24 protein-coding genes and 1 tRNA gene are annotated in these 22,957 nt (G+C 72.2%); 12 read left to right on the forward strand and 13 right to left on the reverse strand.

Annotation, left to right across the window (positions count from 1 at the left end):
* The first annotated feature begins 29 nt into the window (after positions 1–29).
* Positions 30–1,013: an aldo/keto reductase gene (locus ACSMXR_RS05480; protein WP_030570146.1), complete on the forward strand. Its 984-nt coding sequence runs from the start codon at positions 30–32 to the stop codon at positions 1,011–1,013.
* The gene (locus ACSMXR_RS05485; protein ID WP_473171335.1) at positions 1,010–3,385 is read left to right on the forward strand and encodes a helix-hairpin-helix domain-containing protein; all 2,376 of its coding nucleotides are present in this window, start codon (positions 1,010–1,012) and stop codon (positions 3,383–3,385) included. Before ACSMXR_RS05480 ends, ACSMXR_RS05485 begins: the two co-directional genes overlap by 4 nt.
* A 104-nt stretch (positions 3,386–3,489) precedes the next feature.
* Here ACSMXR_RS05485 and ACSMXR_RS05490 read toward each other — a convergent pair whose 3' ends face one another.
* Positions 3,490–4,155, reverse strand: a complete 666-nt coding sequence (locus ACSMXR_RS05490) for a hypothetical protein (RefSeq protein WP_030085601.1) — start codon at positions 4,153–4,155, stop codon at positions 3,490–3,492.
* A 47-nt stretch (positions 4,156–4,202) separates the two neighbouring features.
* Here ACSMXR_RS05490 and ACSMXR_RS05495 point away from each other — a divergent pair, with 47 nt between their 5' ends.
* Positions 4,203–4,391, forward strand: a complete 189-nt coding sequence (locus tag ACSMXR_RS05495) for a DUF5703 family protein (protein ID WP_003970138.1) — start codon at positions 4,203–4,205, stop codon at positions 4,389–4,391.
* 71 nt (positions 4,392–4,462) lie between these two features.
* Here the strand turns inward: ACSMXR_RS05495 and ACSMXR_RS05500 are convergent, their stop codons facing one another.
* The 3 genes from ACSMXR_RS05500 to ACSMXR_RS05510 form a co-directional block, all read right to left on the reverse strand.
* The gene (locus tag ACSMXR_RS05500) at positions 4,463–5,287 is read right to left on the reverse strand and encodes a chaplin (RefSeq protein WP_137232171.1); all 825 of its coding nucleotides are present in this window, start codon (positions 5,285–5,287) and stop codon (positions 4,463–4,465) included.
* Between the two features lie 140 nt (positions 5,288–5,427).
* Positions 5,428–5,661: a chaplin ChpH gene (gene chpH / locus ACSMXR_RS05505; RefSeq protein WP_006123411.1), complete on the reverse strand. Its 234-nt coding sequence runs from the start codon at positions 5,659–5,661 to the stop codon at positions 5,428–5,430.
* A 153-nt stretch (positions 5,662–5,814) separates the two neighbouring features.
* Complete coding sequence (locus ACSMXR_RS05510) at positions 5,815–7,146, reverse strand: M20/M25/M40 family metallo-hydrolase (RefSeq protein WP_381796890.1); 1,332 nt, start codon at positions 7,144–7,146, stop codon at positions 5,815–5,817.
* A 184-nt stretch (positions 7,147–7,330) separates the two neighbouring features.
* On the opposite strand from ACSMXR_RS05510, the gene ACSMXR_RS05515 reads away from it, so the two are divergent.
* Together ACSMXR_RS05515 and ACSMXR_RS05520 are read left to right on the forward strand one after the other, a co-directional pair.
* Positions 7,331–7,418 (forward strand) — tRNA-Leu (locus ACSMXR_RS05515).
* A gap of 62 nt (positions 7,419–7,480) precedes the next feature.
* On the forward strand, positions 7,481–8,419 hold the full coding sequence (locus ACSMXR_RS05520) for an RluA family pseudouridine synthase (protein ID WP_473172341.1): 939 nt from the start codon (positions 7,481–7,483) through the stop codon (positions 8,417–8,419).
* Positions 8,420–8,431: 12 nt separating this feature from the next.
* On the opposite strand, the gene ACSMXR_RS05525 is transcribed toward ACSMXR_RS05520, so the two are convergent.
* From ACSMXR_RS05525 to ACSMXR_RS05535, 3 genes are all read right to left on the reverse strand, one after another.
* Positions 8,432–9,061, reverse strand: a complete 630-nt coding sequence (locus tag ACSMXR_RS05525) for an MBL fold metallo-hydrolase (RefSeq protein WP_381853638.1) — start codon at positions 9,059–9,061, stop codon at positions 8,432–8,434.
* A complete protein-coding gene (locus tag ACSMXR_RS05530; RefSeq protein WP_473169948.1) occupies positions 9,061–10,146 on the reverse strand; it encodes an S-(hydroxymethyl)mycothiol dehydrogenase in 1,086 nt (361 codons plus the stop codon). Before ACSMXR_RS05530 ends, ACSMXR_RS05525 begins: the two co-directional genes overlap by 1 nt.
* Positions 10,147–10,216: 70 nt before the next feature.
* Positions 10,217–10,918, reverse strand: coding sequence for a FadR/GntR family transcriptional regulator (locus ACSMXR_RS05535; protein WP_012381557.1), 702 nt, complete (start codon positions 10,916–10,918; stop codon positions 10,217–10,219).
* A 132-nt stretch (positions 10,919–11,050) separates the two neighbouring features.
* On the opposite strand from ACSMXR_RS05535, the gene ACSMXR_RS05540 reads away from it, so the two are divergent.
* Together ACSMXR_RS05540 and ACSMXR_RS05545 are read left to right on the forward strand one after the other, a co-directional pair.
* Positions 11,051–11,578, forward strand: a complete 528-nt coding sequence (locus ACSMXR_RS05540) for a gluconokinase (RefSeq protein ID WP_364888604.1) — start codon at positions 11,051–11,053, stop codon at positions 11,576–11,578.
* A gap of 11 nt (positions 11,579–11,589) precedes the next feature.
* Positions 11,590–12,987 (forward strand): GntP family permease, encoded by a 1,398-nt coding sequence (locus ACSMXR_RS05545; protein WP_137232165.1) that lies wholly within the window; start codon positions 11,590–11,592, stop codon positions 12,985–12,987.
* 124 nt (positions 12,988–13,111) lie between these two features.
* Here the strand turns inward: ACSMXR_RS05545 and ACSMXR_RS05550 are convergent, their stop codons facing one another.
* Both ACSMXR_RS05550 and ACSMXR_RS05555 read right to left on the reverse strand, forming a co-directional pair.
* A complete protein-coding gene (locus ACSMXR_RS05550; protein ID WP_137232164.1) occupies positions 13,112–14,683 on the reverse strand; it encodes an APC family permease in 1,572 nt (523 codons plus the stop codon).
* A gap of 63 nt (positions 14,684–14,746) precedes the next feature.
* A complete protein-coding gene (locus tag ACSMXR_RS05555; RefSeq protein WP_137232163.1) occupies positions 14,747–15,718 on the reverse strand; it encodes a hypothetical protein in 972 nt (323 codons plus the stop codon).
* Positions 15,719–15,932: 214 nt separating this feature from the next.
* On the opposite strand from ACSMXR_RS05555, the gene ACSMXR_RS05560 reads away from it, so the two are divergent.
* Positions 15,933–16,358 carry an ASCH domain-containing protein gene (locus tag ACSMXR_RS05560; RefSeq protein ID WP_218526670.1) on the forward strand — a complete coding sequence of 142 codons (426 nt, stop codon included), beginning with the start codon at positions 15,933–15,935 and terminating at the stop codon, positions 16,356–16,358.
* Between the two features lie 56 nt (positions 16,359–16,414).
* Here the strand turns inward: ACSMXR_RS05560 and ACSMXR_RS05565 are convergent, their stop codons facing one another.
* Positions 16,415–18,070 carry an FAD-binding dehydrogenase gene (locus ACSMXR_RS05565; protein ID WP_473171336.1) on the reverse strand — a complete coding sequence of 552 codons (1,656 nt, stop codon included), beginning with the start codon at positions 18,068–18,070 and terminating at the stop codon, positions 16,415–16,417.
* A 119-nt stretch (positions 18,071–18,189) separates the two neighbouring features.
* Here ACSMXR_RS05565 and ACSMXR_RS05570 point away from each other — a divergent pair, with 119 nt between their 5' ends.
* The 3 genes from ACSMXR_RS05570 to ACSMXR_RS05580 are packed head-to-tail and all read left to right on the forward strand — an operon-like array spanning position 18,190 to position 19,444.
* Positions 18,190–18,699 carry an NUDIX hydrolase gene (locus ACSMXR_RS05570; protein WP_473171337.1) on the forward strand — a complete coding sequence of 170 codons (510 nt, stop codon included), beginning with the start codon at positions 18,190–18,192 and terminating at the stop codon, positions 18,697–18,699.
* A gap of 38 nt (positions 18,700–18,737) precedes the next feature.
* Complete coding sequence (locus ACSMXR_RS05575; protein WP_137232159.1) at positions 18,738–19,133, forward strand: YidH family protein; 396 nt, start codon at positions 18,738–18,740, stop codon at positions 19,131–19,133.
* Positions 19,130–19,444, forward strand: coding sequence for a DUF202 domain-containing protein (locus tag ACSMXR_RS05580; protein WP_473171338.1), 315 nt, complete (start codon positions 19,130–19,132; stop codon positions 19,442–19,444). The genes ACSMXR_RS05575 and ACSMXR_RS05580 overlap by 4 nt, the downstream gene beginning before the upstream one ends.
* Positions 19,445–19,486: 42 nt before the next feature.
* Here the strand turns inward: ACSMXR_RS05580 and ACSMXR_RS05585 are convergent, their stop codons facing one another.
* Together ACSMXR_RS05585 and ACSMXR_RS05590 are read right to left on the reverse strand one after the other, a co-directional pair.
* Positions 19,487–20,422 carry an NADP-dependent oxidoreductase gene (locus ACSMXR_RS05585; protein ID WP_137232157.1) on the reverse strand — a complete coding sequence of 312 codons (936 nt, stop codon included), beginning with the start codon at positions 20,420–20,422 and terminating at the stop codon, positions 19,487–19,489.
* Between the two features lie 36 nt (positions 20,423–20,458).
* Entirely contained in the window at positions 20,459–21,082 is a 624-nt protein-coding gene (locus ACSMXR_RS05590) for an NADPH-dependent F420 reductase (protein ID WP_381910606.1), read from the reverse strand.
* Positions 21,083–21,198: 116 nt separating this feature from the next.
* Between ACSMXR_RS05590 and ACSMXR_RS05595 the strand changes: the two genes are divergently transcribed.
* Positions 21,199–21,552, forward strand: a complete 354-nt coding sequence (locus ACSMXR_RS05595) for a winged helix-turn-helix transcriptional regulator (RefSeq protein WP_218526666.1) — start codon at positions 21,199–21,201, stop codon at positions 21,550–21,552.
* Between the two features lie 27 nt (positions 21,553–21,579).
* Here the strand turns inward: ACSMXR_RS05595 and ACSMXR_RS05600 are convergent, their stop codons facing one another.
* On the reverse strand, positions 21,580–22,869 hold the full coding sequence (locus ACSMXR_RS05600) for an enolase C-terminal domain-like protein (RefSeq protein WP_473171339.1): 1,290 nt from the start codon (positions 22,867–22,869) through the stop codon (positions 21,580–21,582).
* Positions 22,870–22,957 lie beyond the last annotated feature (88 nt).

Consider the following 22,957-nt stretch of genomic DNA (forward strand, 5'->3'; position numbering starts at 1 on the left):
TGGGGCCTTGGCCAGTAATCTCAGCGCCCATGGAGCAGAGGCATCTCGGCCGTACCGGCCTTCGCGTGTCCCGGATCGGGCTCGGCACCCTCACCTGGGGCCGGGACACGGACGAGCACGACGCCGCCGACCAGCTCAAGGCGTTCTGGGACGCGGGCGGCACCCTGGTGGACACCGCCGATGTGTACGGGGGCGGCGAGGCCGAATATCTGCTCGGGCGGCTCGTCGGCAGCCTGGTCCCGCGCGAGGATCTGGTCATCGCCACGAAGGCGGGCAACGTCCCGGACCCCTACCGCCGCTTCAACGGCTCGCGCGGGCACCTCCTGGCCGCCCTGGACGCGTCCCTGGAGCGGCTCGGCACGGATTACGTGGATCTGTGGCAGGTCCACGCCTTCGATCCGGCGACCCCGCTGGAGGAGACACTCCAGGCGGTGGACCTGGCCGTGTCCTCGGGCCGGGTCCGCTACGCGGGCGTGTCGAACTTCTGCGGCTGGCAGCTGGCGAAGGCGGCCACCTGGCAGCTCGCCGCGCCCGGGGTGCGCACCCGGCTGGCCAGTACGCAGATGGAGTACTCGCTGCTCCAGCGGGGCATCGAGCGCGAGGTGCTGCCCGCCGCGCTGGACCTCGGGATCGGGCTGCTGCCCTCCTCGCCACTGGGGCGCGGTGTGCTCACCGGCAAGTACCGCCAGGGCACTCCGTCCGACTCCCGGGGCGCTTCCGAGCGGCTCGCCCCGTTCGTCGAGCCGTATCTCGACGACGCGGCGGCCCGGATCACCGACGCGGTGGCGACGGCGGCGGACGGTCTGGCGACGAGCCCGCTCCATGTGGCGCTCGCCTGGGTGCGGGATCGGCCCGGAGTGGCGGCGCCGATCGTCGGCGCGCGCAACGCCGGTCAGCTCGCGGAGGCATTGTCGGTGGAGGCGCTTAGTCTTCCCTACGAGATCTGCCAGGCGCTCGACGATGTGTCGGCGCCCGTGCACCGCTATCCCGATCAGGACTGGAGCACGCTGTGACTGCGCTTCCCGGGGAGACCCCCGGCACCGTCGGCACGGACACACCACAGGACACCGTGTCCCCGCCGGACACCGGTGCCGAGGGTTCCGCGCACGCCGACGCGCCCGAAGCGCCTGGAGCCACCGAGCCGCCGGGCGACGCGGCCGGCGCCGGGGAGCCCGCGGCCGAGGTGTCCGGCACCGACGTAGCCGCGGCGGAGGACCGCCCGGCCGAGGTGTCCGGCGCGGAGGGCGGCCAGGCCGACACCGAGGACGCGCCCGTCGGAAGCCCGGACGCCGATGCCGTGACCGCCGACGGCGGCGCCGAGGCCCCGGCCGTCCCCGAGCTCTCGGAGGCACAGGCCGAGCTGGCCGCCCAGCGCGAGCTGCGGGAGCGGATCGAGAAGCGCAAGGCGGAGAAGACCGCGCCCATCGCCGCCGGCACCGGTCTCAGCGGTACGGCCGCCGAGCTGCTCGCGGCCGTCCGGGCCGTGGAGAGCGGCGAGAAGTCCGGCACCGCGTTCTTCGACTCGCCCGCCCCGGCCCCGGCCACCCGGCGACCCGAACCGGCCGCCACCGCCGCACAGCCTCCCCGGGCTCCCGTGCCCGCCGCCGCCCCCACCCCGCAGGCCGCCTCGCCAGAGGCCCTGGACGCCGTGCGCGCGGTGCTCGTGGAGGGCGGAGCGCCCGAGGCGCTGGCTCGCCCGGCCGTCGGTGTGCTCGGCGAGCAGGCGGCCGAGCTGCTGCGCACCGACCCCTGGCAGCTGCTGGCGGTGCCCGGGGTGCGGCCGGAGCAGGCCGACGGCTTCGCCCGGGCCCTGCTGGGCGCCGGCTGCGGTCCGGACGACGGGCGCCGGACGGCGGCCCTGGTCGGCTGGCTGCTGGAGCGCGCCGCCCTCCAGGGCCATACGGCGCTGGACGCCGGGGCCGTACGGGCGGCGCTCGCCGAGCGCGCGGTCGGCGATCCGGACGCGGCCGTGCGGAACGCGGTCGAGGAAGGTGTCGCCCTGGTCTTCCAGGAGGGCGACGAGCCGGCGCCGGACGGCGAAGAGGATGAAGAAGGCGCGGCGGACGGGGCGGGCCTCGCGGAGGACGCCGATACGGACCGGGAGCCGGCCCAGGTCCTGCTGGGCCTGGACCGCTACGCCCTGGCCGAGGAGAGTCTCGCCGACGGCCTGGCCCGGCTGGTCAACGCCTGTGAGAAGGCCGCCGACTGGGCGGAGGCGGCGGCCGCCGCCCCGAGCCCGTCGGCCGCCGAGCTGATCCGTACGACCGCCGCCGCCGGGCTGGTCGCGCACAGCGGCGGCGAGGCGGCGCGGGCCGAGCCGGCCGCGCTGATCGCGGCGGCGCACGGCCTGGGCCTGCGGGCCCTGGGCGCGACCCACAGCGAGGACGGCCGCCGGAGGCTCGCGGCGGCCGTCGGCGATCCGGACACGGCGGTCACCCTGGCCGGTCTGCTGTCCGGCGCGCAGGGCCCCGGCCGGGACGAGGACGGGGCGCTCGCCCTGGACCTGCTGGTCGTGCTGGACGCCCCGCAGCTGGATGTGGAGAACGCGGCGGTCCTGGTCGAGGCGCTGGCAGACGGCACCCGGCTGGTGCTGAGCGGCGACCCGGGCGTGCTGGGCTCGGCGGGGGCCGGGCGGGTGTTCGCCGATGTGCTGGCCGCCCGCGCCTGTCCGCAGGTCGTCTCCCGCACCCCGGACCCGGGGCCGATCGGCGAGCTGGTCTCCGGCATCGGCATCGGCGAGCTGCATCAGGTGGACGCCCCGGGCAAGGAGGTGGTGATCGTCCCGGTCCGCGACGCGGGCGAGGCGGTCCACCGCACCGTGCAGCTGGTCGCCGACTCGGTGCCCCGGGCGTTCAACATCCCCGCCGAGGAGACCCAGGTGATCACCGTGGGCCATGGCGGGGCCGCCGGGACCAGGGCGCTGAACGAGGCGCTGAAGCAGCGGCTCAACCCGGGCCCCGGACGGTTCGGCGGCTTCGACCCGGGCGACCGGGTGGTCCATGTGCCCGCGCCCGGCCGTGCGGTGCCCGGGGTGGTGCGCTCGGCCGACGCCGAGGGGCTGCGGCTGGACTGCGGGGGCGTCCCCGTCGTCGTACCGCAGGAGCGGGTGGAGTCGTCGGTGCGGCACGGCTGGGCCCTCAGCGCCCATCAGGCGGCCGGGATGCGCTGGCCCGCCGCGGTGGTGGTGCTGCCGGGCGACGCCGCGCAGGGGCTGAGCAGGCCGTGGGTGTACACCGCGTTCGGCCGGGGCGAGCGGCATCTGTCCGTGGTGCACGGGGTGGACCAGGCGCTTCCGCACGCGGTGGCGCAGATTCCGGCCCAGGAGCGGACGACCCGGCTGCGCCCGCTGCTGGAGGCGCTTCCGACGCCCGACGCCGCCTCGTAACCGGCCGAGGACAGCGGTGGGGCCCCGGTGCGCGGTGCACCGGGGCCCCACCGTCACGTCCGGTGCGGGAGCGAAGTCGAGTCGAAGTCGAAGTCGGGCGTGGGTCAGCGGCCGCCCACCGCGGGTCCGGCGAAGTCCTCGTCCGTCTCGTCCTCCTCGTCGAAGACCGCGCTGACGTCGAAGCGGCAGACCACCAGTTCGGGGTCGGCGTCCTCGAACGGGGCGCCGAGCCACTCCCCCGGCTCCGGCGGCGCTTCACCGGCCGAGACCCACAGGGTGGAGTCGCCCTCCTCCAGTCCGAACTCCTTGTGGCGGGAGGCGATCTCGTCCGGTTCGTACTCACCGAAGAGCACGCCGAGCGCGGCGTGGACGCTGGTGCCGACGACCGCGGCCGCGTCCGGTCCGTCGCCCGGCCCCGCGTCGAGGTCGGCGAGGCGCTGAGCCTGTGCGAGCAGCCGCGGGGGTTCCGCGACCACGTAGTCGCGCCGGATCAGGACGCTGAGCGCGCTGGGCTCCGCGGGACCGGCGTAGGGAGGCAGGGAGTCGTCCGCGCCGGGGATCTCGAAGGGGGTGACTTCGTCGTAGCGGTCGTAGAGGAGTTCGTCGTAGACCTCGGCGGCAGCGGCAAGGGCGTTGAACGCGTCGTAGACGGCGGGGTCGTCGTCCCCGGTACGGCGTTCGACCGCGTCGAGGTGACGGTCGATCGCGGTTTTGACCGCTTCGGCGGCGGCACGTACCTCGGCAGCGGTGGGCTGCGCAGCATCAGACATAGTGCAGACGCTATCCGTACCGGGGCTCTGCCCGCACAATAGATGCGATGCCGGAATACGAATTCGTCGACGTGTATGTGCCGCGCGGGGTTTCCCGCAAGGAAGCGGCCCGACTCCTGACCGACCACGCCGAGTACGGACACTGGGAACTGGACCGCCTGACGCTCCGCAGGGACGGCAGCCGCAGGGTGCGGCTGCGCAGGCGGATCATCCGTCAGCTACGGGCCACCTGGTGACATGGAGCGGGCCCCGCAGTCGCGGGGCCCGCTCCTCCTTCGTGGGGTGTGCCGTGCTGTGCGCGCCCGGATCAGGCGGCGCTGCGCGAGCGTCGGTAGAGAACCGATCCCGCGCCGGCGAGCAGCAGTCCCGCACTGGCCGGGATGAGCAGTTCGAGCCCGCCCCCACCGGTCTGCGCGAGCTGCTCCTGCGGAATGTTCCGGGTCTCGGGAGCATTCGGCTCGGGCGGCTGGTCGACCGGCGGGGTGACCGGCGTCTCCGGCGTGACCGGGGGAACCTCGGGCTCCTCGGGCGGCGGGGGCGGAACCTCGGCGTCGTTGGAGCAGCTGTTGCCGAAGGCGGGGTTCAGCAGCCCGCCGATGGTGACGCTGTTCCCGCAGAGGTTCACGGGGATGTCGATCGGCGCCTGGATCGAGTTGCCGGAGAGGATGCCGGGCGATCCCTTGGCGACCCCTTCCGCCGTGGCGCCGCCGCCCGGGGCCCTGTGCCGGCCGGTGCCGGGCTCGGAGGTCCGGTCCGAGGCGTCGGAGGTCCGGTCCGAGACGGTGGTGTCGCCCGCCTGCGCGCCGTTGCCGGAGCCGCCGGGGACCGAGCGGGTCTCCGGAGCGGCCGAGCGGTCCCCGGAGCGGTCGGCCGAACGGTCGGATCCTGCTGATCCGTTTCCGCAGTCGTTTCCGCTGGTGGGGTTGAGCAGCCCGCCGACGCTGACGGAGTTGCCGCAGACGTTGACCGGGATGTCGATCGGTGCCTGGATCGAGTTGCCGGACAGCACGCCCGGCGAGCCGGAGGCGGTGCTCGCCGCCCCGGAGTCGGCGTGGGCGTACCCGCCGCTCAGCGCGAGCACTCCGCCCGCAGCCGCCATGGTGATCAGGCCTTTACGAGTGACCTGTCGCATAGGTTCGTTTCCTGCCTTCTGGCTTCCGAAAAACCCCCGGACATGACCGTGCGGGAGCCGAATGCCGAACGGTCCCGGAGTGCATGGAGTGCACTCCGGGACCGGTCGAGCTCAAACCCTTACGGGTTGACGTTCAACGATCAGGCGTTGACGCAGGTGTTGCCGAAGGCGGGGTTCAGCAGACCGATCACGGAGACCGTGTTGCCGCACACGTTGACCGGCACGTGGACCGGAACCTGGACGACGTTGCCGGAGAGCACGCCGGGGCTGCCGATGGCCGCACCCTGGGCGCCCGCGTCGGCGGAAGCCATGCCCGCACCAGCGAGAACGAGGCCACCGGTGGCAGCCGCAACTGCGACGACCTTCTTGATCATGATTCCTCCTAGTTGGAAAATGCGGTCCCAGCCGCGGACCGCAAACCTTGTAACGAGGAGGAATTCGCGGGGCTACGTGTGAACGGCTCGTTTCACCCGTTCGGACATGTCCGCACAGGTGGCCGAATCGGCGGGGAATCGGTCAGGCGGCGGTCAGGAGTGGTCGATGAACCGGTCGAGCACCCGCACGCCGAACTGCAGACCGTCGACCGGCACCCGCTCGTCGACGCCGTGGAACATCCCGGCGAAGTCCAGCTCCGGCGGCAGCTTCAGCGGGGCGAAGCCGAAGCCCCGGATGCCGAGGTCGTCGAAGGACTTGGCGTCGGTGCCGGCCGAGAGCATGTACGGCACGGCACGGGCGATCGGGTCCTCGGCGACCAGCGCGGTCTGCATCGCGTCGACCAGGGCGCCGTCGAACGTGGTCTCCAGGGCCTTGTCCGCGTGCACGTCCTCGCGGCGCACATTGGGGCCGAGGATCCGGTCGAGGTCGGCGAGGAACTCCTCCTCGAACCCCGGCAGATACCGGCCGTCGACGTGGGCGGTCGCCTGGCCCGGGATGACGTTGACCTTGTAGCCCGCGCCGAGCTGGGTGGGGTTGGCGGTGTTCTGGAGGGAGGCGCCGATGAGCTTGGCGATGCCGCCGAGCTTGGCGAGCGTCTCGTCCATGTTCTCCGGGTCCAGCTCGGTGCCGAGCGCGTCCGAGAGCTCGTCCAGGAAGTGCCGCAGGGTCTTGGTGACCCGCACCGGGAACTTGTGCCGGCCCAGCCGCCCGACCGCCTCGGACAGCTCGGTGATGGCGTTGTCCTTGTGGATCATCGAGCCGTGTCCGGCGGTGCCGTCCACGGTCAGCTTCATCCAGTGCATGCCCTTCTGGGCCGTCTCCACCAGATACAGCCGCAGGTTCTCGTTGACGGTGAAGGAGAAGCCGCCGACCTCGCTGATCGCCTCGGTGACGCCCTCGAAGAGACCCGGGTGGTTGTCCACGAGATAGCGGGCCCCGTACGTCCCGCCCGCCTCCTCGTCCGCGAGGAAGGCGAGCACGATGTCGCGCGGGGGCTTGCGGCCGGTGCGCATCCGCTCGCGGACGACCGCGAGGGTCATCGCGTCCATGTCCTTCATGTCGACCGCGCCCCGGCCCCAGACGCAGCCGTCCGCGATCTCGCCGGAGAACGGGTCGTGCGTCCAGTCCGCCGCGTTGGCCGGCACGACGTCGGTGTGCCCGTGGATGAGGAGCGCCGGGCGGGAGGGGTCCTCGCCCGCGATCCGGGCGACGGTGGAGGCCCGCCCCTTGTGCGACTCGAAGATCTGCGGCTCCAGGCCGACCTCCGCGAGCTTCTCCGCGACGTACTCGGCGGCGAGCCGCTCGCCGGGGCCCGAGTGGTCGCCGTAGTTGCTGGTGTCGATCCGGATCAGGTCACGACAGAGGTCGACGACCTCCTGCTCGGCGTTGCCGGTGACGGCCTTGCCCGTGCTGCTCTCGCTCACGCTGGTTCCTTCCACTGTCGCTGTGGTGCTCCTTCTCATCCTCCCGCGCCCACGGCGTACGCCCAAGGCCGCGCACCCCCCGTCACGCACCGTTCACAGCCATCGGGGCGTGATCGAGCACCCCTGAATGTTTGCTATGGTTCTCCACGTCGGAACGGGCACGGCCCGCGAAGACAGACACCTTGTCCGGGTGGCGGAATGGCAGACGCGCTAGCTTGAGGTGCTAGTGCCCTTTATCGGGCGTGGGGGTTCAAGTCCCCCCTCGGACACCAGCAGGAGCCCCACTTCGGTGGGGCTCTTTTGCGTCACCGGCCGGCCACGGAGAGAGGCGATGATGCGGGGTCGCAGGAAGCCGCCCGCCGCTCCGCTCCCCCAGCGGGACGGGATCGACGCGGTGCGGGTGCGGTTGCCGGAGGATCCGGAGGGGCGGTGGGCGTCCGTCGGGGCACATCTGGCCGACCGGTTCGGCGGGGCGATCGGGGTGGACCGGGTGGCCGGAATGCTGGCGGCCGGGCGGTTCGTGGGGGCCGACGGGGTCGCGGTGCGGGGCTCGGAGCCGTACGCCGCCGGGCGGTGTCTCTGGTTCCACCGGGATTTCGCGCCGGAGGAGCCGGTGCCGTTCCCGGTCGGGGTCGTGTACCGGGACGAGCGGATCGTGGTCGCGGACAAGCCGCACTTCCTGGCGACCACGCCCCGGGGGCGGCACATCACCGAGACCGCGGTGGCCCGGCTGCGGCGGGAGCTGGAGCTGCCCGCCCTCCAGCCCGCGCACCGGCTGGACCGGCTGACGGCGGGGCTGGTGCTCTTCGTGGTGCGGCCGGAGGACCGGGGTGCGTACCAGACGCTCTTCCGGGACCGGCTGGTGCGGAAGAAGTACGAGGCGGTGGCTCCGTACGATCCGGAGCTGGCCCTCCCGCGGACCGTACGGAGCCGGATCGTCAAGGAGCGCGGGGTGCTCGCCGCCCGGGAGGAGGCGGGCGAGGCGAACAGTGAGAGCCGGGTGGAGCTGGTGGAGCACCGGGGGCCGCTGGGGCTCTACAGGCTGGTGCCCGCCACCGGGCGGACGCATCAGCTGCGGGTCCATATGAACGCGCTGGGGCTGCCGATCGTCCACGATCCGCTGTATCCGGTGGTGGTGGCGGAGGGGGCCGCCGACGATTTCTCGCGGCCGTTGCAACTGCTGGCGCGGGTGCTGGAGTTCACCGATCCGGTCGGCGGGGAGCCGCGCCGCTTCGCGAGCGGGCTGCGGCTCTCCGCCTGGCCGGAGGGGTGAGGCGGGCGGCGCTCAGTGGCCGCGTTTGATCCAGTCGTCGAGTTGCGGGGCCTCCGCGCCGATGGTGGTCGGGTCGCCGTGGCCGGTACGGACCGCCGTGTCGCCCGGGAGCGTCAACAACCGGTCGCGGATCGAGTCGATGATCGTGGGGAACGACGAGAAGGACCGGCCGGTGGCGCCGGGGCCGCCCTGGAAGAGCGTGTCACCGGTGAAGACCGTCCCCAGCCCCGGGGCGTAGAGGCAGACCGCGCCGGGGGCGTGGCCCGGGGTGTGCAGGACCGTGAGCGTGGTGCCCGCCACGGTCAGCTCCTGGCCGTCGGTCAGGGGCCCGTCGGGGGTGTGCTCGGGGTGGGTCTGCTGCCAGAGCGGCAGGTCGTCGGGGTGGAGCAGGATCGGGGCGCCGGTGGCCGCGGCGAGGGCGGGGGCGGCGTCGATGTGGTCGTTGTGCGCGTGGGTGCAGACGATGGCGCGCAGTGTCCGGCCGCCGAGTGCGGCCTCGATGGCGGCCGGGTCGTGGGCGGCGTCGATGACGATCGCCTCGGTGTCGTCGCCGACAAGCCAGACGTTGTTGTCGACGTCCCACTCGCCGCCGTCGAGGGCGAAGGTGCCGGAGGTGACCAGGTGGTCGATACGGGCGGCCATCAGAAGACCACCACCGAGCGCAGGACGGTGCCGTCGTGCATCCGGGCGAAGGCCTGCTCGATGTCGCCGAGCCCGATCGTCTCGGTGACGAACGCGGCGAGGTCGAGGCGGCCCTGCTGGTGGAGGTCGACGAGCATCGGGAAGTCGCGGGAGGGCAGGCAGTCGCCGTACCAGGAGGACTTGAGCGAGCCACCGCGGCCGAAGACGTCCAGGAGCGGCAGCTCCAGCTTCATGTCCGGGGTGGGAACGCCGACGAGGACGACCGTGCCGGCCAGGTCACGGGCGTAGAAGGCCTGCTGATAGGTCTCCGGGCGGCCGACGGCCTCGATGACGACATCGGCGCCGTTGCCGCCGGTGAGCGCGCGGATCGCCTCGACCGGGTCGGTGGTACGGGAGTTGACGGTGTGGGTGGCCCCCATCTTCTTCGCCGTCTCCAGCTTGCGGTCGTCGATGTCCACCGCGATGATCTTCGCCGCTCCGGCCAGCCGGGCACCGGCGACGGCCGCGTCACCGACACCGCCGCAGCCGATGACCGCGACCGAGTCACCGCGGCCGACCTGACCGGTGTTGATCGCGGCACCGATGCCCGCCATGACACCGCAGCCCAGAAGTCCGGCGACCTCGGGAGCGACCTCCGGGTCGACCTTGGTGCACTGCCCGGAAGCCACGAGAGTCTTCTCCGCGAAAGCGCCGATACCGAGAGCGGGCGACAGCTCCGTACCGTCCAGCAGCGTCATCCTCTGCTTCGCGTTGTGCGTGTCGAAGCAGTACCACGGGCGGCCGCGCAGACACGCACGACACTGACCGCACACCGCACGCCAGTTGAGAATGACGAAGTCACCGGGGGTCACGTCCGTGACGCCCTCGCCGACCGACTCCACGACACCCGCCGCCTCATGACCGAGAAGGAAGGGGAACTCGTCGTTGATACCACCCTGCTTGTAATGCAGGTCGGTATGACAGACACCGCACGCCTGGATCTTCACGACGGCCTCACCGGGACCGGGATCCGGGATCACGATCGTCTCGACCCTGACCGGCTCGTTCTTCCCCGGCGCGATGACCGCCTGGACTTGCTGCGACATAGACCTGCTCTCCCTGCTCCCGAGCTGCGCGAAGATCGATCGCGGACCACCGTACGCCTTGGGAGACCGCCTACGGAGCGAGGACGTCCAGTTCGTGCAGGGCGCCGACCGCGATCTCCTTGGTGATCCGCTCGGCGGCCTCCGGGTCGCCCTCGCGGACCGCCTCGGCGAGCCGGACGTGCAGGGTGACGGCGGCCGGGTCGGGGTCCTCGAACATCACCTGGTGGTGGGTGCGGCCCGCGAGGACCTCGGCGACGACGTCCCCGAGCCGGGCGAACATCTCGTTGCCGGAGGCGTTGAGGACGATGCGGTGGAAGGCGATGTCGTGTTCGAGGTAGCCCTCCAGCTGCTGGCCGCGCGAGGTGGCGACCATGCCGAGGGCGCGTTCGGTGAGCTCGGCGCACTGCTCGGCGGTGGCGTGGCGGGCGGCGAGTCCGGCGGCGACGGGTTCGATCGCGGAGCGCAGCACGGTGAGGGAGCGCAGCTGGCGCGGGCGGTCGGCGCCGGCCAGGCGCCAGCGGATGACCTGGGGGTCGTACACGTTCCAGGTCTCGGTGGGGCGGACGGTCACGCCGACGCGGCGGCGGGATTCGACCAGGTGCATCGACTCCAGGACCCGGACCACTTCGCGGACGACCGTACGGGAGACGTCGAAGCGCTGGGCGAGCTCGTCGGTGCGCAGCACACTGCCGGGCGGGCACTGGCCGGAGGAGATCTCCAGACCCAGGGTGTCCAGCACATGTGTATGCAGCCCCTGGCTCTGTGTGGTCATGGGTCAAGCCTACGGGGCGGGCCACGGGAATAATAAGTACGACGTTTACGTCACAGGGTCTTGAATAAGTCGTACCTAATAGGTTTCAGTAGCGCGACGGACCGATGTCGAAGAAGACAGCGAGACACCCCCATGAACACCGCACCCCGCACGAGCACCCCCCACGTCGTCGTGGTGATGGGCGTAGCAGGCACCGGCAAGACCACGATCGGTCCCCTGCTCGCCGCCGAACTCGGCGTTCCGTACGCCGAGGGCGACGACTTCCATCCCGCGGCGAACATCGCCAAGATGTCGGCCGGCACCCCCCTGGACGACGACGACCGCTGGCCCTGGCTGGACGCCATCGGCGCGTGGGCGCACGGGCGGGCGGGGCTCGGCGGGGTCGTCTCCAGCTCCGCGCTCAAGCGGGTCTACCGGGACCGGCTGCGGGACGGGGCCCCGGACGCCGTCTTCCTGCATCTGACCGGTGACCGGTCGCTGATCGAGGAGCGGATGGCGGACCGCAAGGGCCACTTCATGCCCACCGCGCTGCTCGACTCCCAGTTCGCGACGCTGCAGCCGCTCCAGGCCGACGAGGCCGGGGTGAGCGTCGACGTGTCCGGCACCCCTACGGAAATCACCCAGCGAGCCGTCGCCGCGCTGCGCCGGCTCGAAGACTAAGGACCATCACCGTGACCAGTCTCAGCGTCGAGATGCTGGCAGCGGACGCCGCCGAACCGATCACCTCGGCAGGCAACGCTCAGTTGGGCATCGCCGTCCTGGCGGGCATCGCCGTCATCGTTCTCCTCATCACCAAGCTCAGGATGCACGCGTTCCTGGCGCTGACCATCGGTTCGCTGGCGCTCGGCTCCTTCGCCGGAGCCGCCCCGGCGAAGACCATCGCCAGTTTCACCACCGGCCTCGGCTCGACCGTCGCGGGCGTGGGCGTCCTGATCGCGCTCGGCGCGATCCTCGGCAAGCTGCTCGCCGACTCGGGCGGGGCCGACCAGGTCGTCGACACCATCCTGGCGAAGGCCAGCGGCAGGGTGATGCCCTGGGCGATGGTCCTGATCGCCTCGATCATCGGGCTGCCGCTGTTCTTCGAGGTCGGGATCGTGCTGATGATCCCGGTCGTGCTGCTCGTCGCCAAGCGCGGCAACTACTCCCTGATGCGGATCGGCATCCCCGCGCTGGCCGGTCTCTCCGTGATGCACGGGCTGATCCCGCCGCACCCCGGCCCGCTGGTCGCGATCGACGCCCTGGACGCCAACCTCGGTGTGACGCTGGCGCTCGGCGTGCTGGTCGCCATCCCGACCGTGATCATCGCCGGTCCGGTGTTCTCCCGCTACGCCGCGCGCTGGGTGGACATCAAGCCGCCGGAGAACATGATTCCGCAGCGTCCCTCCGAGGACCTGGAACGCCGCCCGGGCTTCGGCGCGACCCTGGCGACCATCCTGCTGCCGGTCGTCTTGATGCTGCTCAACGCGCTCGTCGAGATCGTCGTCGACAACCCCGAGAACGGCCTCCAGAAGGTCACCATGGTCATCGGTTCGCCGCTGATCGCGCTGCTCGCGGCCGTCCTGGTCGGGATGTTCACGCTCGGCCGGGCCGCCGGGTTCACCAAGGACCGGCTGGCCGGCACCGTGGAGAAGTCCCTCGCCCCGATCGCCGGGATCCTGCTGATCGTCGGCGCGGGCGGTGGCTTCAAGCAGACGCTGATCGACGCCGGGGTGGGCCAGATGATCCTGGAGTTCTCCGAGAACTGGTCGATCCCGGCCCTGCTGCTGGGCTGGCTGATCGCCGTCGCGATCCGCCTCGCCACCGGCTCGGCCACCGTCGCCACCATCTCGGCCGCCGGTCTGGTCGCCCCGCTGGCCGCCGACATGTCGACCTCGCACGCGGCCCTGCTGGTGCTGGCCGTCGGCGCCGGTTCGCTCTTCTTCAGCCATGTGAACGACGCCGGGTTCTGGCTGGTGAAGGAGTACTTCGGCATGAACGTCGGCCAGACGGTGAAGACCTGGTCCGTGATGGAGACGATCATCTCCGTGGTGGCCATGGCCTTCATCCTGCTGCTGTCGCTGTTGCTGTAGCCGGTTCCGTACGGCTGGACGCGAAACGCCCGTCCCGGGGCAGGCCACCGGGGCGGGCGTTTCGCGTGCTTGCGTCGCGGCGTGCTCGCGTTGCACGTGCTCGCGTTGCGCGTACGGGGGTGTGTCAGCGGCGGGCCGACTCGCTCTCGGCCGCCTTCTCCAGCTGGAACGCCTCGTTGCCGAGGCCGATCCGGGCGTGCACCTCCGGCTTGACCGAGCGCAGGACCGCGCCGTACACCAGGCCGCCGACGAGGGCGAGGATGATCACGCCGGGCAGCAGCCAGTTGAGGGCCGAGCCGGGTCCGGAGCCGACGAGGACGTCGAAGTCGCGGACGGTGAAGACGGCGATCGCCAGCAGCGCGAGTCCGGCGAGGGCGGAGGCAACCAGGCGCGGGGCCTGCGCGCGGCCCGCGCCGCGCTTGACGAAGAAGGCGATGACGGCGAAGGAGGCGGCGGCCATCAGCAGGATGACGCCGAGCGCCCCGACGTTGCCCATCCAGGTGAAGAGCCGCAGCACCGGGGCGGTGGGGTCGCCGACCGGGTTGTCGTCGGTGAAGGCGAAGGCCGCGATGATCACGACGGAGACGGCGGACTGGAGCAGCGAGCCGGTGCCGGGGGCTCCGCTGGCCCGGTTGGTGCGGCCGAAGCGGGCGGGCAGCAGACCCTCGCGGCCCATCGCGAACGCGTAGCGGGCCACCACGTTGTGGAAGCTGAGGAGCGCCGCGAACATCCCGGTGACGAAGAGGATGTGCAGAACGTCGGTGAAGGTCGAGCCGAGCCGCTCCTCGGTGAGGCCGAACAGCATGCCGGGGCCCTCCTTGAGAGAGGTGTCGGCGATGAAACCGGGTCCGGCGGCGACGGTCAGCGCCCAGGAGCTGATCGCCAGGAACAGCGCGGCGTAGCCCACCGCGAGGAACATCACCCGGGAGACCACGATCTGCGGGCGGCTGGTCTCCTCCGCGTACACCGGGGCCTGCTCGAAGCCGACGAACGCGGCGATGCAGAAGCAGAGCGCGGTGCCGAGCCCGGCGCCGGTGAGGGTCTCGGGGTTGAAGGCGTGCAGCGACAGGCCCTCGGGTCCCGGCTTGCTCACGGCGGCGATGTCGAAGATCACCACGAGGGCGCACTCGATGACCAGCAGGACGCCGAGCACCTTGGCGTTGAGGTCGATCTTCAGCCAGCCGAGGACGCCGACGACGGCGGCCGATACCAGGGCCGGTATCCACCAGGCCAGCTCGATGTCGAGGTACGTGGCGAAGATGCCGGACACCTCGAAGCCGAGGATCCCGTAGATGCCGACCTGCATCGCGCTGTACGCCACCAGCGCCACGAGCGAGGCCCCGGCGCCGGCGGTCGGGCCGAGCCCGCGGGCGATGTACGCGTAGAACGCGCCGGCGTTGTGGACGTGCCGGCTCATCTCCGCGTAACCGACGCTGAAGAGCATCAGGACGATGCCCAGGATGATGTAGAGCAGCGGCTGGCCGACGATGCCCATCACGCCGAAGACCGTGGGCATCACCCCGGCGACCACCATCAGGGGGGCGCTGGCCGCGACCACCGACAGCAGGAGGCCGGGGGTGCCGAGCCGGTTCGCGCGCAGGGCGCGTTCCTCGCCCTTGTAGGTGTTGATCCCGCCGGTATCGGCCGTTCCCCTCGTGGTGCCGGTCTCACTGGAAAATGAACTGCCGGTCGACATGGCGGGGTTGGTCCCTTCTTCATGGTGAGCGCGGTGGGCGTGGTGGGTGGTGTCCTTCGTGCTTCACGGGGTGCCGAGCGCGTAGGCGCGCGCGGCGGTGAACGCGGCGTGGGGTTCCCGGCCGGAGTACGACCAGGGCGCGGCGGTGGCGTACGGCCCGATGCGGTGGAAGAGGGCGGCCGCCTCGGCGGGCCGGCCCTCGCAGACCTTGGCGTGCGCCAGGAAGTTCAGGTCGAGGCGGTGGCGCGGGTGGTCCTCGCGCTCCCATTCCAGCCACCAGTCGAAGGCGGCCTTCATCACCTGGCGGGCCCGGCGTCCGGACCAGTGCTCGGAGGCCGCCGGGTCGTCGGACTCGATTCCGGCGGCGACCAGGACGCGGTAGCGCTCGGCGTGGGCGACGACCGGGAGCACGGCCAGCGGGGAGTCGGCGGGGGCCAGTTCGGCGGCCCAGGCGGCGAAGTCGTACACCTCGTGAAGCGGGTCGTGGCCGCTGGCAGGGTTGCTTTCGGCCAGCAGCGCGGTCATCACATGGTGGGCGTGGTGGTGGTCCGGGTGGCGGGAGCGCACCTCTTCGAAGAGCCTGCCGGTCTCGTCCGCGCCGTCGTCGCGGGCCCGGTCCAGGAGGAGCAGCGCGAGCCAGGGGGTGGGGTCTTCAGGGGTGAGGCGGGCGGCGGCCAGGCAGGCTTCGCGGGCGCGGGCGGCGTCGTTCGCCTTGGCCTTGGGCCGCAGCGCGCGGACGACCCGGGCGCAGCCGAGCAGGATGGCGGCGTCGGCGCTCTCGGGTTCGACGAGCAGCCAGTCACCGGCCCAGTCCACGGCGGACGAGGTCTCGGCGAGGGCCAGAAATCGATGTCCGCGCCGGTCCCAGTCCCGCCCGGTGTCCACCAGCAGGGTGCGCGCCTCGGACCATCTGCCCTGGGTGAACCGGCCACGTGCGGCGATGAGTTCGTCGTCGTCGAGGGCCGGGTCGAAGACGTGGTCCGAGCGGCTGCCCCGACGACGGGAGCGGCCCAGGGGCGGCGGAGGCGGGGGCATGCCGCAGACTTCTTTCGATGCGGTGTGCGAGCAGATGATCGCGCACAGCAAAGCGGTAGGCAATGCCCCACGTCAAGGGGCGTTGGCCGGCAACTGCTCCGACTAACCGGCCAGTTGGCTTGATCCGGTCGAACCGTCGACGGTATCGGCGCAGCGTGCGGGCGGGGAGGGCGGGCCGGGGTGACGCCGGACACACTGGTGCCACACTGGTCACATGGAGCGACACGAACCTCTGAAGCCCTTCCTTCTCGCCTTTCCCGGGCCGTTGCGCGACCGGCTGGTGGCGGCCGTGCTCTCCGGCGAGAAGGTGTCCACCACCGGGTTGCTCCGCGAGTACGAGCTGGAGCAGGAGGAGTTGCCGCCGGTGGGCGAGCGCTCCGCGCTGATCGACTCGGACGGGCGGGAGGTCGCGGTGGTCGAGGTGACCGACGTACGGGTGCTGCCGCTGGGGGCCGTGGATCTGCGGCATGCGCTGGACGAGGGTGAGGGGTATGCGTCGGTGGCGGAGTGGCGGGCGGGGCACGAGCGGTTCTGGCACAGCGCGGAGATGCGGGAGGCGATGGGGGATCCGGGGTTCACGGTGGACGACGGGACGATGATCGTCGCGGAGCGGTTTCGGGTGGTCGAGCGGTTGATCTGACTGCCGGGTCTCCGCCCCGGGCCCCGCTCCTCAATCGCCGGAGGGGCTTGAAAGGCTCAGAGCGCCTGCGCCGCCGCCCTGCCCGCCGCTCGGCCCGAGAAGATGCAGCCGCCCAGGAACGTGCCCTCCAGGGAGCGGTAGCCGTGGACTCCGCCGCCGCCGAAGCCCGCCGCCTCGCCCGCCGCGTACAGGCCGGGGAGCGGGGTGCCCTCGGCGGTCAGGACGCGGGAGGACAGGTCGGTCTCCAGTCCGCCCAGGGACTTGCGGGTGAGGATGTTGAGGCGGACGGCGATCAGCGGGCCCGCCGCCGGGTCCAGGATCCGGTGCGGCTTCGCGGTGCGGATCAGGCGGTCGCCCAGGTAGGCGCGGGCCCCGTGGATCGCGGTGACCTGGAGGTCCTTGGTGAACGGGTTGGCGATCTCCCGGTCCCGGGCGGTGATCTCGCGGCGCAGCTCGGCCGCGTCGATCAGGCCGTCGCCCGTCACCGCGTTCATGCCCCGGACGAGTGCGTCGAGATCCTTCTCCACGACGAAGTCGGCTCCGTGGTCCATGAACGCCTTGACCGGTGCGGGCACGTCCGCGCGGGCCCGGCCGATCACATCGCGGACCGACTTGCCGGTCAGGTCCGGGTTCTGCTCGGAGCCGGAGAGCGCGAACTCCTTGCCGATGATCCGCTGGTTGAGCACGAACCAGGTGTAGCCGTGGCCGGAGCCCATGATGTGTTCGAGGGTGCCGAGCGTGTCGAAACCCGGGAAGAGCGGGACCGGCAGCCGCTTGCCGCGCGCGTCCAGCCAGAGCGACGAGGGGCCGGGCAGGATCCGGATGCCGTGCTTGGCCCAGATCGGGTTCCAGTTCTCGATGCCCTCGGTGTAGTGCCACATCCGGTCGCGGTTGATGTGGTGCGCGCCCGCCTGCTCGGCGATGCCGAGCATCAGCCCGTCGACGTGCGCGGGCACCCCGGACAGCATCTTCTCGGGCGGGGTGCCGAGGCGCTCGGGCCACTGGGCGCGGACCAGTTCGTGGTTGCCGCCGATGCCGCCGGAGGTGACGATGACCGCCTGGGCCTTCAGCTCGAAGGTGTCGGTGGCCTCCCGGCTGCTCGCGGTGCCGCGCTCGGCCGCGCTGGGCTCCAGGATCTCGCCGGTGACCGTGTCCAGCGCCCCGGCGGTGCGGGCCAGGCCGGTGACCCGGTGGCGGAACCTCAGCTGGACGAGCCCCTTGGCGACGCCCTCGCGGACCCGCCGTTCGAAGGGGGCGACGACACCGGGGCCGGTGCCCCAGGTGATGTGGAAGCGGGGTACGGAGTTGCCGTGGCCCGTCGCGTCGTAGCCGCCGCGCTCCGCCCAGCCGACGACCGGGAAGATCCGCAGCCCCTGCTGGTGCAGCCAGGAGCGCTTCTCACCGGCGGCGAAGTCGACGTACGCCTCGGCCCACTTCCGCGGCCAGTGGTCCTCCTTCTCGCGGTCGAACCCGGCCGTGCCGTACCAGTCCTGGAGCGCCAGCTCCCGGCTGTCCTTGATCCGCAGCCTGCGCTGTTCGGGCGAGTCGACGAGGAAGAGGCCGCCGAAGGACCAGTGCGCCTGGCCGCCGATGGACTGCTCGGGCTCCTGGTCGAGGAGGATCACGGAACGGCCGGCGTCGACCAGTTCGGCGGTGGCCACCAGTCCGGCGAGTCCTGCCCCGATCACGATCACATCAGCGTCGTACGCCATGGGTTCCATCCTGTTCGGGGCGGCTCAGGGGCGGGAGAATCGTTCAAGTTACCCGTGCGTCAGATCTTGGGTACCGGCCGCTGCCACGTCAACCGTCCGGGTGCTGTTGGATGAAACGTATGACGCCCTCTGACGAGATTCTGGACATCGTCGACGAGAACGACGAGGTCATCGGGCAGGCCCCGCGCGGCGAGGCGACCGCACGGGGGCTGCGCCACCGCTGCGTGTTCATCGAGGCGCGCGATGCGCGGGGCCGGGTCTTCGTCCACCGGCGGACGGCGACGAAGCTGGTCTTCCCCTCGCACTACGACATGTTCGTCGGCGGGGTGGTGGGCGCGGGCGAGTCCTACGACGAGGCGGCGCTGCGCGAGGCGGAGGAGGAGCTGGGGGTCTCGGGGCTGCCGAAGCCGGAGCCGCTGTTCCGGTTCCTCTACGCCGACGGCGAGCACACCTGGTGGTCGGCCGTCTACCAGGTGCGGTGCGAGCTGCCGGTGGACCCGCAGGCCGAGGAGGTCGCCTGGCACACCTTCCTGGACGAGAAGGAGCTGGAGGAGCATCTCGGTGAGTGGCCGTGGGTGCCGGACGGGGTGGAGGCGTACCGGCGGCTGCGGGAGCTCCGGGCCGGCTGATCAGGCCCGCGCCGCGCACACCGCCTAAGGTTTCGCGTGTGAACAAGATCGCGCAGAGCGTACGGCTGTGGTTCGCGCCGCAGCGGGTCCGGGAGGAGGGCGACACCCCCGACTACCGGTTCTCACTGGCCAACGAGCGGACCTTCCTCGCCTGGATCCGGACGGCTCTGGCCCTGATCGGCGGGGGTTTCGCCGTCGATCAGTTCCTGCCCGAGCTGGTGTGGGGGGTGCGGGCCGGGCTCGCGCTCGGGCTGCTGGCCGCCGGGGTGCTCTGCGCGCTGCGGGCGGTCAATCACTGGGTGCGCTGCGAGCGGGCGATGCGGCGGGGCGAAGATCTGCCGGTGTCCCGGTTCCCGACGCTGCTGAGTCTCGTGGTCGCCGTCGTCGCGGTGGCGATGGTGGTGGTGGTCCTCTTCGGCTGGGAGGGCGTGTGACGGCGGCGGCGGACCGGGATCCCGGGCTGCAGCCCGAGCGGACCCGGCTGGCCTGGCGGCGTACGACGCTGTCCGCCACGGTCGTCGCGGTGCTGGCGGGGCGGCAGGCGCTGCACAGCGGGGCGACCCCGGCCGCGCTGGTCGCGGTTTCGCTGAGCGCGCTGGCCTGGCTGGGGTTCCTGCTGGTGGCCCACCGCCGGATGCTGCGGATGGAGGCGGCACGTCCCGCGCCGCTCGCGCCGCGCGCCGCGCTGACGGCGACGCTGTGCACGGTGGCGCTGGCGGTGTTCGCGGCGGCGATGCTGTTCTGACGCGGAGCCGGCTTCCGGGCGCGGCCGAGCCGGCAGGGCTCCTCAGGCGTCCCAGTCCACCGTCACCACGATCTTGCCGCGGGTCCGCCCCTCCTGGTTGAGCCGGTACGCGTCGGCGGCCTCTTCCAGCGGGAACACCCGGTCCACATGGACGGTGACGATGCCCTGCTCGGCCAGTTCCGCGACCTGGGCCAGGTCGTGGGCGTCGGGGCGCACGAAGGCGTAGCGGCCGCCGTAGGAGAAGACCTCGCTGTCCGCGATGGAGGCGAGCCGGCCGCCCGGGGCGAGGGTGTCGGCGGAGGCGCGCAGGGCGTCGCCGCCCACCGTGTCGAAGGAGGCGTCGAAGCCGCCCGGGACCAGTTCCCGCAGTCGTTCGACGAGGCCTTCGCCGTACTCCACCGGCTCCGCGCCCAGGCTGCGCAGATGCTCGTGGTTGCGGGCGCTCGCGGTGCCGACGACCCGGCAGCCGGCGTGCCGGGCGATCTGGACGGCGAGCGATCCGACGCCGCCGGCCGCCGCGTGGATCAGGACGGTGTCGCCCTCGCGGACCTTCAGCGTACGGTGCAGCACCTGGTACGCGGTCAGCCCGGCCAGCGGCAGGCCCGCCGCCTCCTCGAAGCTGAGGCGCAGCGGCTTGCGGGCGAGGGTGCGCACGGGGGCGGCGACGTACTCGGCGAACGTACCGCGCGAGAGGAAGTCCTCGCGGACGTAGCCGATGACCTCGTCGCCCACCGCGAACTCGTCGACGGCGACGCCGGGTTGCACGACCACCCCGGAGACGTCCCAGCCGGGGATCACCGGGAAGACGGCTTCGAGGCCCGCCTGGAGGTAGCCCTCGCGGGCCTTCCAGTCGACCGGGTTGACGGCGGCGGCCCGCACCTTCACCAGGACGGAGTCGGGGCCGACCTTGGGGTCGGGCCGCTCGCCGTACTCCAGGACGTCCGCGGAGCCGTACGCGTGGTAGCTGATCGCCTTCATCCCTCGACCTTCCGTGCAGGTCAGGGTCGCCGCAACTCAGGGCCGTACCGCTGTGAGCGGCGGCAGCAGGGTGCGGGGGTCGTGGCCGGAGTGCCAGAGGCCGATGAGGAAGGCGGTGGTGGTCTCCAGGTAGGCGGCCCGGTCCAGTCCGCCGGCCGTCAGGGGCCGGTGGCCCAGGTCCCGGACCAGTTCCGCCACCAGCGCGAGGGCCGCCTCGTCGTCGCCGCAGAGCGGGACGGTCGTCGGGCCCGGGGCTTCGGGCCGGGGCGTGGCCCAGAGGTGGGCCGGAAGGTGGTTGAACGCCTTGACGACCCGGGCCCCGGTCGCGTCGGCGATCGTCCGCGCGGCCCCGGGCCCGTCGCCGGTGGTGAGCGTGTATCCGGGGCCGACGGCGTTGGTGCAGTCGATCAGGACCCGGTCGCGCAGCGGCGGCAGGGCGGCCAGGACGCCGGCCACCGCGTCGTACGGCAGGGCGAGCAGGGTGACGTCACCGAAGGCGGCGGCCTCGGCCGGGGTGCCGGCGCGCGCGGCCGTACGCGCCGCGAGGAGGCGGGTGCGGTCCGGTGAGCGGCCTCCGAGGAGGACGTCGTGTCCGGCCCGGGCCCATGAGCCTCCGAGCGCCCAAGCCATGGAGCCCGTTCCGATGATGCCGATCCTCATGGATCTCTCCTCGTCCGCCGTCCGGTGTGATGTGCTCGGTACGGAACGCTAGGCGGGCCGCCGGTTACCGTTCGGTGCCCGTCGGTCCGGCCGGGAGAGACCGGGAGGGGTGGGACATGGACCGGGTGCTCGCGGACTGCCGGGCCAGGCTCGGCTTCGATCTGCTGGCCAACACCTGGAACGCCGTGGTGATCTGCGCGCTGGCGCCGGGGCCGCGCCGGTTCCGGGATCTGCGGGCCTCGATCGGCTCCATCAGCTCCAAGGTGCTGACCGAGACGCTGCGCAGGCTGGAGGCGTACGCGCTGGTCGAGCGCCGGGCGGCGGAGGATTCCGGCCCGCACGCCGTGTACGCGCTCACGCCGCTCGGCCGCACGCTGCTGGAGCCGATCGAGGCGCTGGGCCGCTGGTCGGCGGAGCACGGCGAGGCGTTCGCCGCCGCGCAGAAGTGGGACGAGGAGGAGCCGGCGTAGGCGGTGTGTCGGCCGTTGCCGGACGGCTCACCAGCGCGGGACCGTCGGTGTCTCCCACTCCGGGTCGGCGACGCGCATCGCCGCCGCGTCGTCCCGCTCGCGGTAGCCGCCGTCGTCCTCCAGCCAGCGGCGGTGCAGGGCGGCGAGGCGGTCGCGGTCCAGTTCGACGCCGAGGCCCGGGACGTCGGAGACGGTCAGCCGGCCGTCGGTGAAGGTGTGGCGCTCGGTGATGACGTCCTCGGTCTGCCACGGGTAGTGGCTGTCGCAGGCGTACGCGAGGTCGGGCACCGTGGCGGCGACGTGGGTCATCGCGGCGAGGCTGATGCCGAGGTGGGTGTTGGAGTGCATGGAGAGTCCGACGCCGAACGCGCGGCAGATGGCCGCCAGTTCCCGGGTGCGGGTGAGGCCGCCCCAGTAGTGGTGGTCGCTCAGGACGATCCGGACGGCGTCGCGGGCGAAGGCGTCCGGTACCTCGGCGAGGGTGGTGACGCACATGTTGGTGGCGAGCGGGACGTCGGTGGACGCGGCGACGATGGCCATGCCGTCCGTGCCGCTGGTGGGGTCCTCCAGGTATTCGAGGACGTCCTTCAGCTGGTCGGCGACGTACAGCGAGGTGGGTACGGTCCAGGCGCCGTTCGGGTCCAGGCGCAGCGGGCGGCCCGGGAACGCCTCGGCCAGGGCGCGGATCGCGGCGATCTCCCGGTCGGGCTCGAAGACGCCGCCCTTGAGTTTGAAGGAGCCGAAGCCGTGGGCGTCGGCGAAGCGCCGGGCCTGGGCGACGACTCCGGCCGGGTCGAGCGCCGCGCCCCAGTCGTCGGCCTCGCCCGCGCCGGGGTGGGCGGCCCAGCGGTAGAAGAGGTACGCGCTGTACTCGACGGTGTCGCGGACCTTGCCGCCGAGCAGGGCGTGCACCGGCAGGCCCTGCGCCCTGCCGAGGGCGTCGAGGCAGGCGACCTCGAAGGCGGAGACGACGGAGAGCCGGATCTTCTCGGCGTTCCTGACCCCGCGCAGCCCTCCGGCGTCGACCCGGTCGTCGGCGGCCTCCGCGTCCCCGCACACCTTCTCGGCCAGGGCGAACAGCCCGTTCAGATCGGTGACCGCCCGGCCGGGCAGCGCCTCGGCCAGCGAACGCGCGGGCTCCAGGTAGACGCTGTCCCCGTACGTCTCCCCCACCCCGGTCGTTCCGTCCCGGGTGACGACCTCCACGATCAGGCGCGGGGTGTAGGGCTGGTGGACGCCCTGGGTGTTCAGCAGGGGCGGGTCGGACACGAGGATCGGGGTGAGCCGGACGTCTTCGATCACCAGAGCTGTATGCATACATGAACTGTATTCAAGGATGCATACCACCGCCAGGGTCGTGACGGACTTCCCATCGGCCGGTTCCGGGGAGGCACTGGACGACATA

The organism is Streptomyces sp. DSM 106670 (genome assembly GCF_055792845.1).

Coding starts and splice junctions, on each gene's coding strand:
- ACSMXR_RS05495 (WP_003970138.1), top strand. CDS start 4,203: ATGCCGGAATACGAATTCGTCGACGTGTATGTGCCGCGCGGGGTTTCC.
- ACSMXR_RS05490 (WP_030085601.1), bottom strand. CDS start 4,155: ATGTCTGATGCTGCGCAGCCCACCGCTGCCGAGGTACGTGCCGCCGCC.
- ACSMXR_RS05500 (WP_137232171.1), bottom strand. CDS start 5,287: ATGCGACAGGTCACTCGTAAAGGCCTGATCACCATGGCGGCTGCGGGC.
- chpH (WP_006123411.1), bottom strand. CDS start 5,661: ATGATCAAGAAGGTCGTCGCAGTTGCGGCTGCCACCGGTGGCCTCGTT.
- ACSMXR_RS05570 (WP_473171337.1), top strand. CDS start 18,190: ATGACGCCCTCTGACGAGATTCTGGACATCGTCGACGAGAACGACGAG.
- ACSMXR_RS05530 (WP_473169948.1), bottom strand. CDS start 10,146: ATGTCGCAGCAAGTCCAGGCGGTCATCGCGCCGGGGAAGAACGAGCCG.
- ACSMXR_RS05560 (WP_218526670.1), top strand. CDS start 15,933: ATGGAGCGACACGAACCTCTGAAGCCCTTCCTTCTCGCCTTTCCCGGG.
- ACSMXR_RS05480 (WP_030570146.1), top strand. CDS start 30: ATGGAGCAGAGGCATCTCGGCCGTACCGGCCTTCGCGTGTCCCGGATC.
- ACSMXR_RS05590 (WP_381910606.1), bottom strand. CDS start 21,082: ATGAGGATCGGCATCATCGGAACGGGCTCCATGGCTTGGGCGCTCGGA.
- ACSMXR_RS05520 (WP_473172341.1), top strand. CDS start 7,481: ATGCGGGGTCGCAGGAAGCCGCCCGCCGCTCCGCTCCCCCAGCGGGAC.
- ACSMXR_RS05540 (WP_364888604.1), top strand. CDS start 11,051: ATGAACACCGCACCCCGCACGAGCACCCCCCACGTCGTCGTGGTGATG.
- ACSMXR_RS05555 (WP_137232163.1), bottom strand. CDS start 15,718: ATGCCCCCGCCTCCGCCGCCCCTGGGCCGCTCCCGTCGTCGGGGCAGC.
- ACSMXR_RS05585 (WP_137232157.1), bottom strand. CDS start 20,422: ATGAAGGCGATCAGCTACCACGCGTACGGCTCCGCGGACGTCCTGGAG.
- ACSMXR_RS05595 (WP_218526666.1), top strand. CDS start 21,199: ATGGACCGGGTGCTCGCGGACTGCCGGGCCAGGCTCGGCTTCGATCTG.
- ACSMXR_RS05600 (WP_473171339.1), bottom strand. CDS start 22,869: ATGCATACAGCTCTGGTGATCGAAGACGTCCGGCTCACCCCGATCCTC.
- ACSMXR_RS05565 (WP_473171336.1), bottom strand. CDS start 18,070: ATGGCGTACGACGCTGATGTGATCGTGATCGGGGCAGGACTCGCCGGA.
- ACSMXR_RS05525 (WP_381853638.1), bottom strand. CDS start 9,061: ATGGCCGCCCGTATCGACCACCTGGTCACCTCCGGCACCTTCGCCCTC.
- ACSMXR_RS05535 (WP_012381557.1), bottom strand. CDS start 10,918: ATGACCACACAGAGCCAGGGGCTGCATACACATGTGCTGGACACCCTG.
- ACSMXR_RS05550 (WP_137232164.1), bottom strand. CDS start 14,683: ATGTCGACCGGCAGTTCATTTTCCAGTGAGACCGGCACCACGAGGGGA.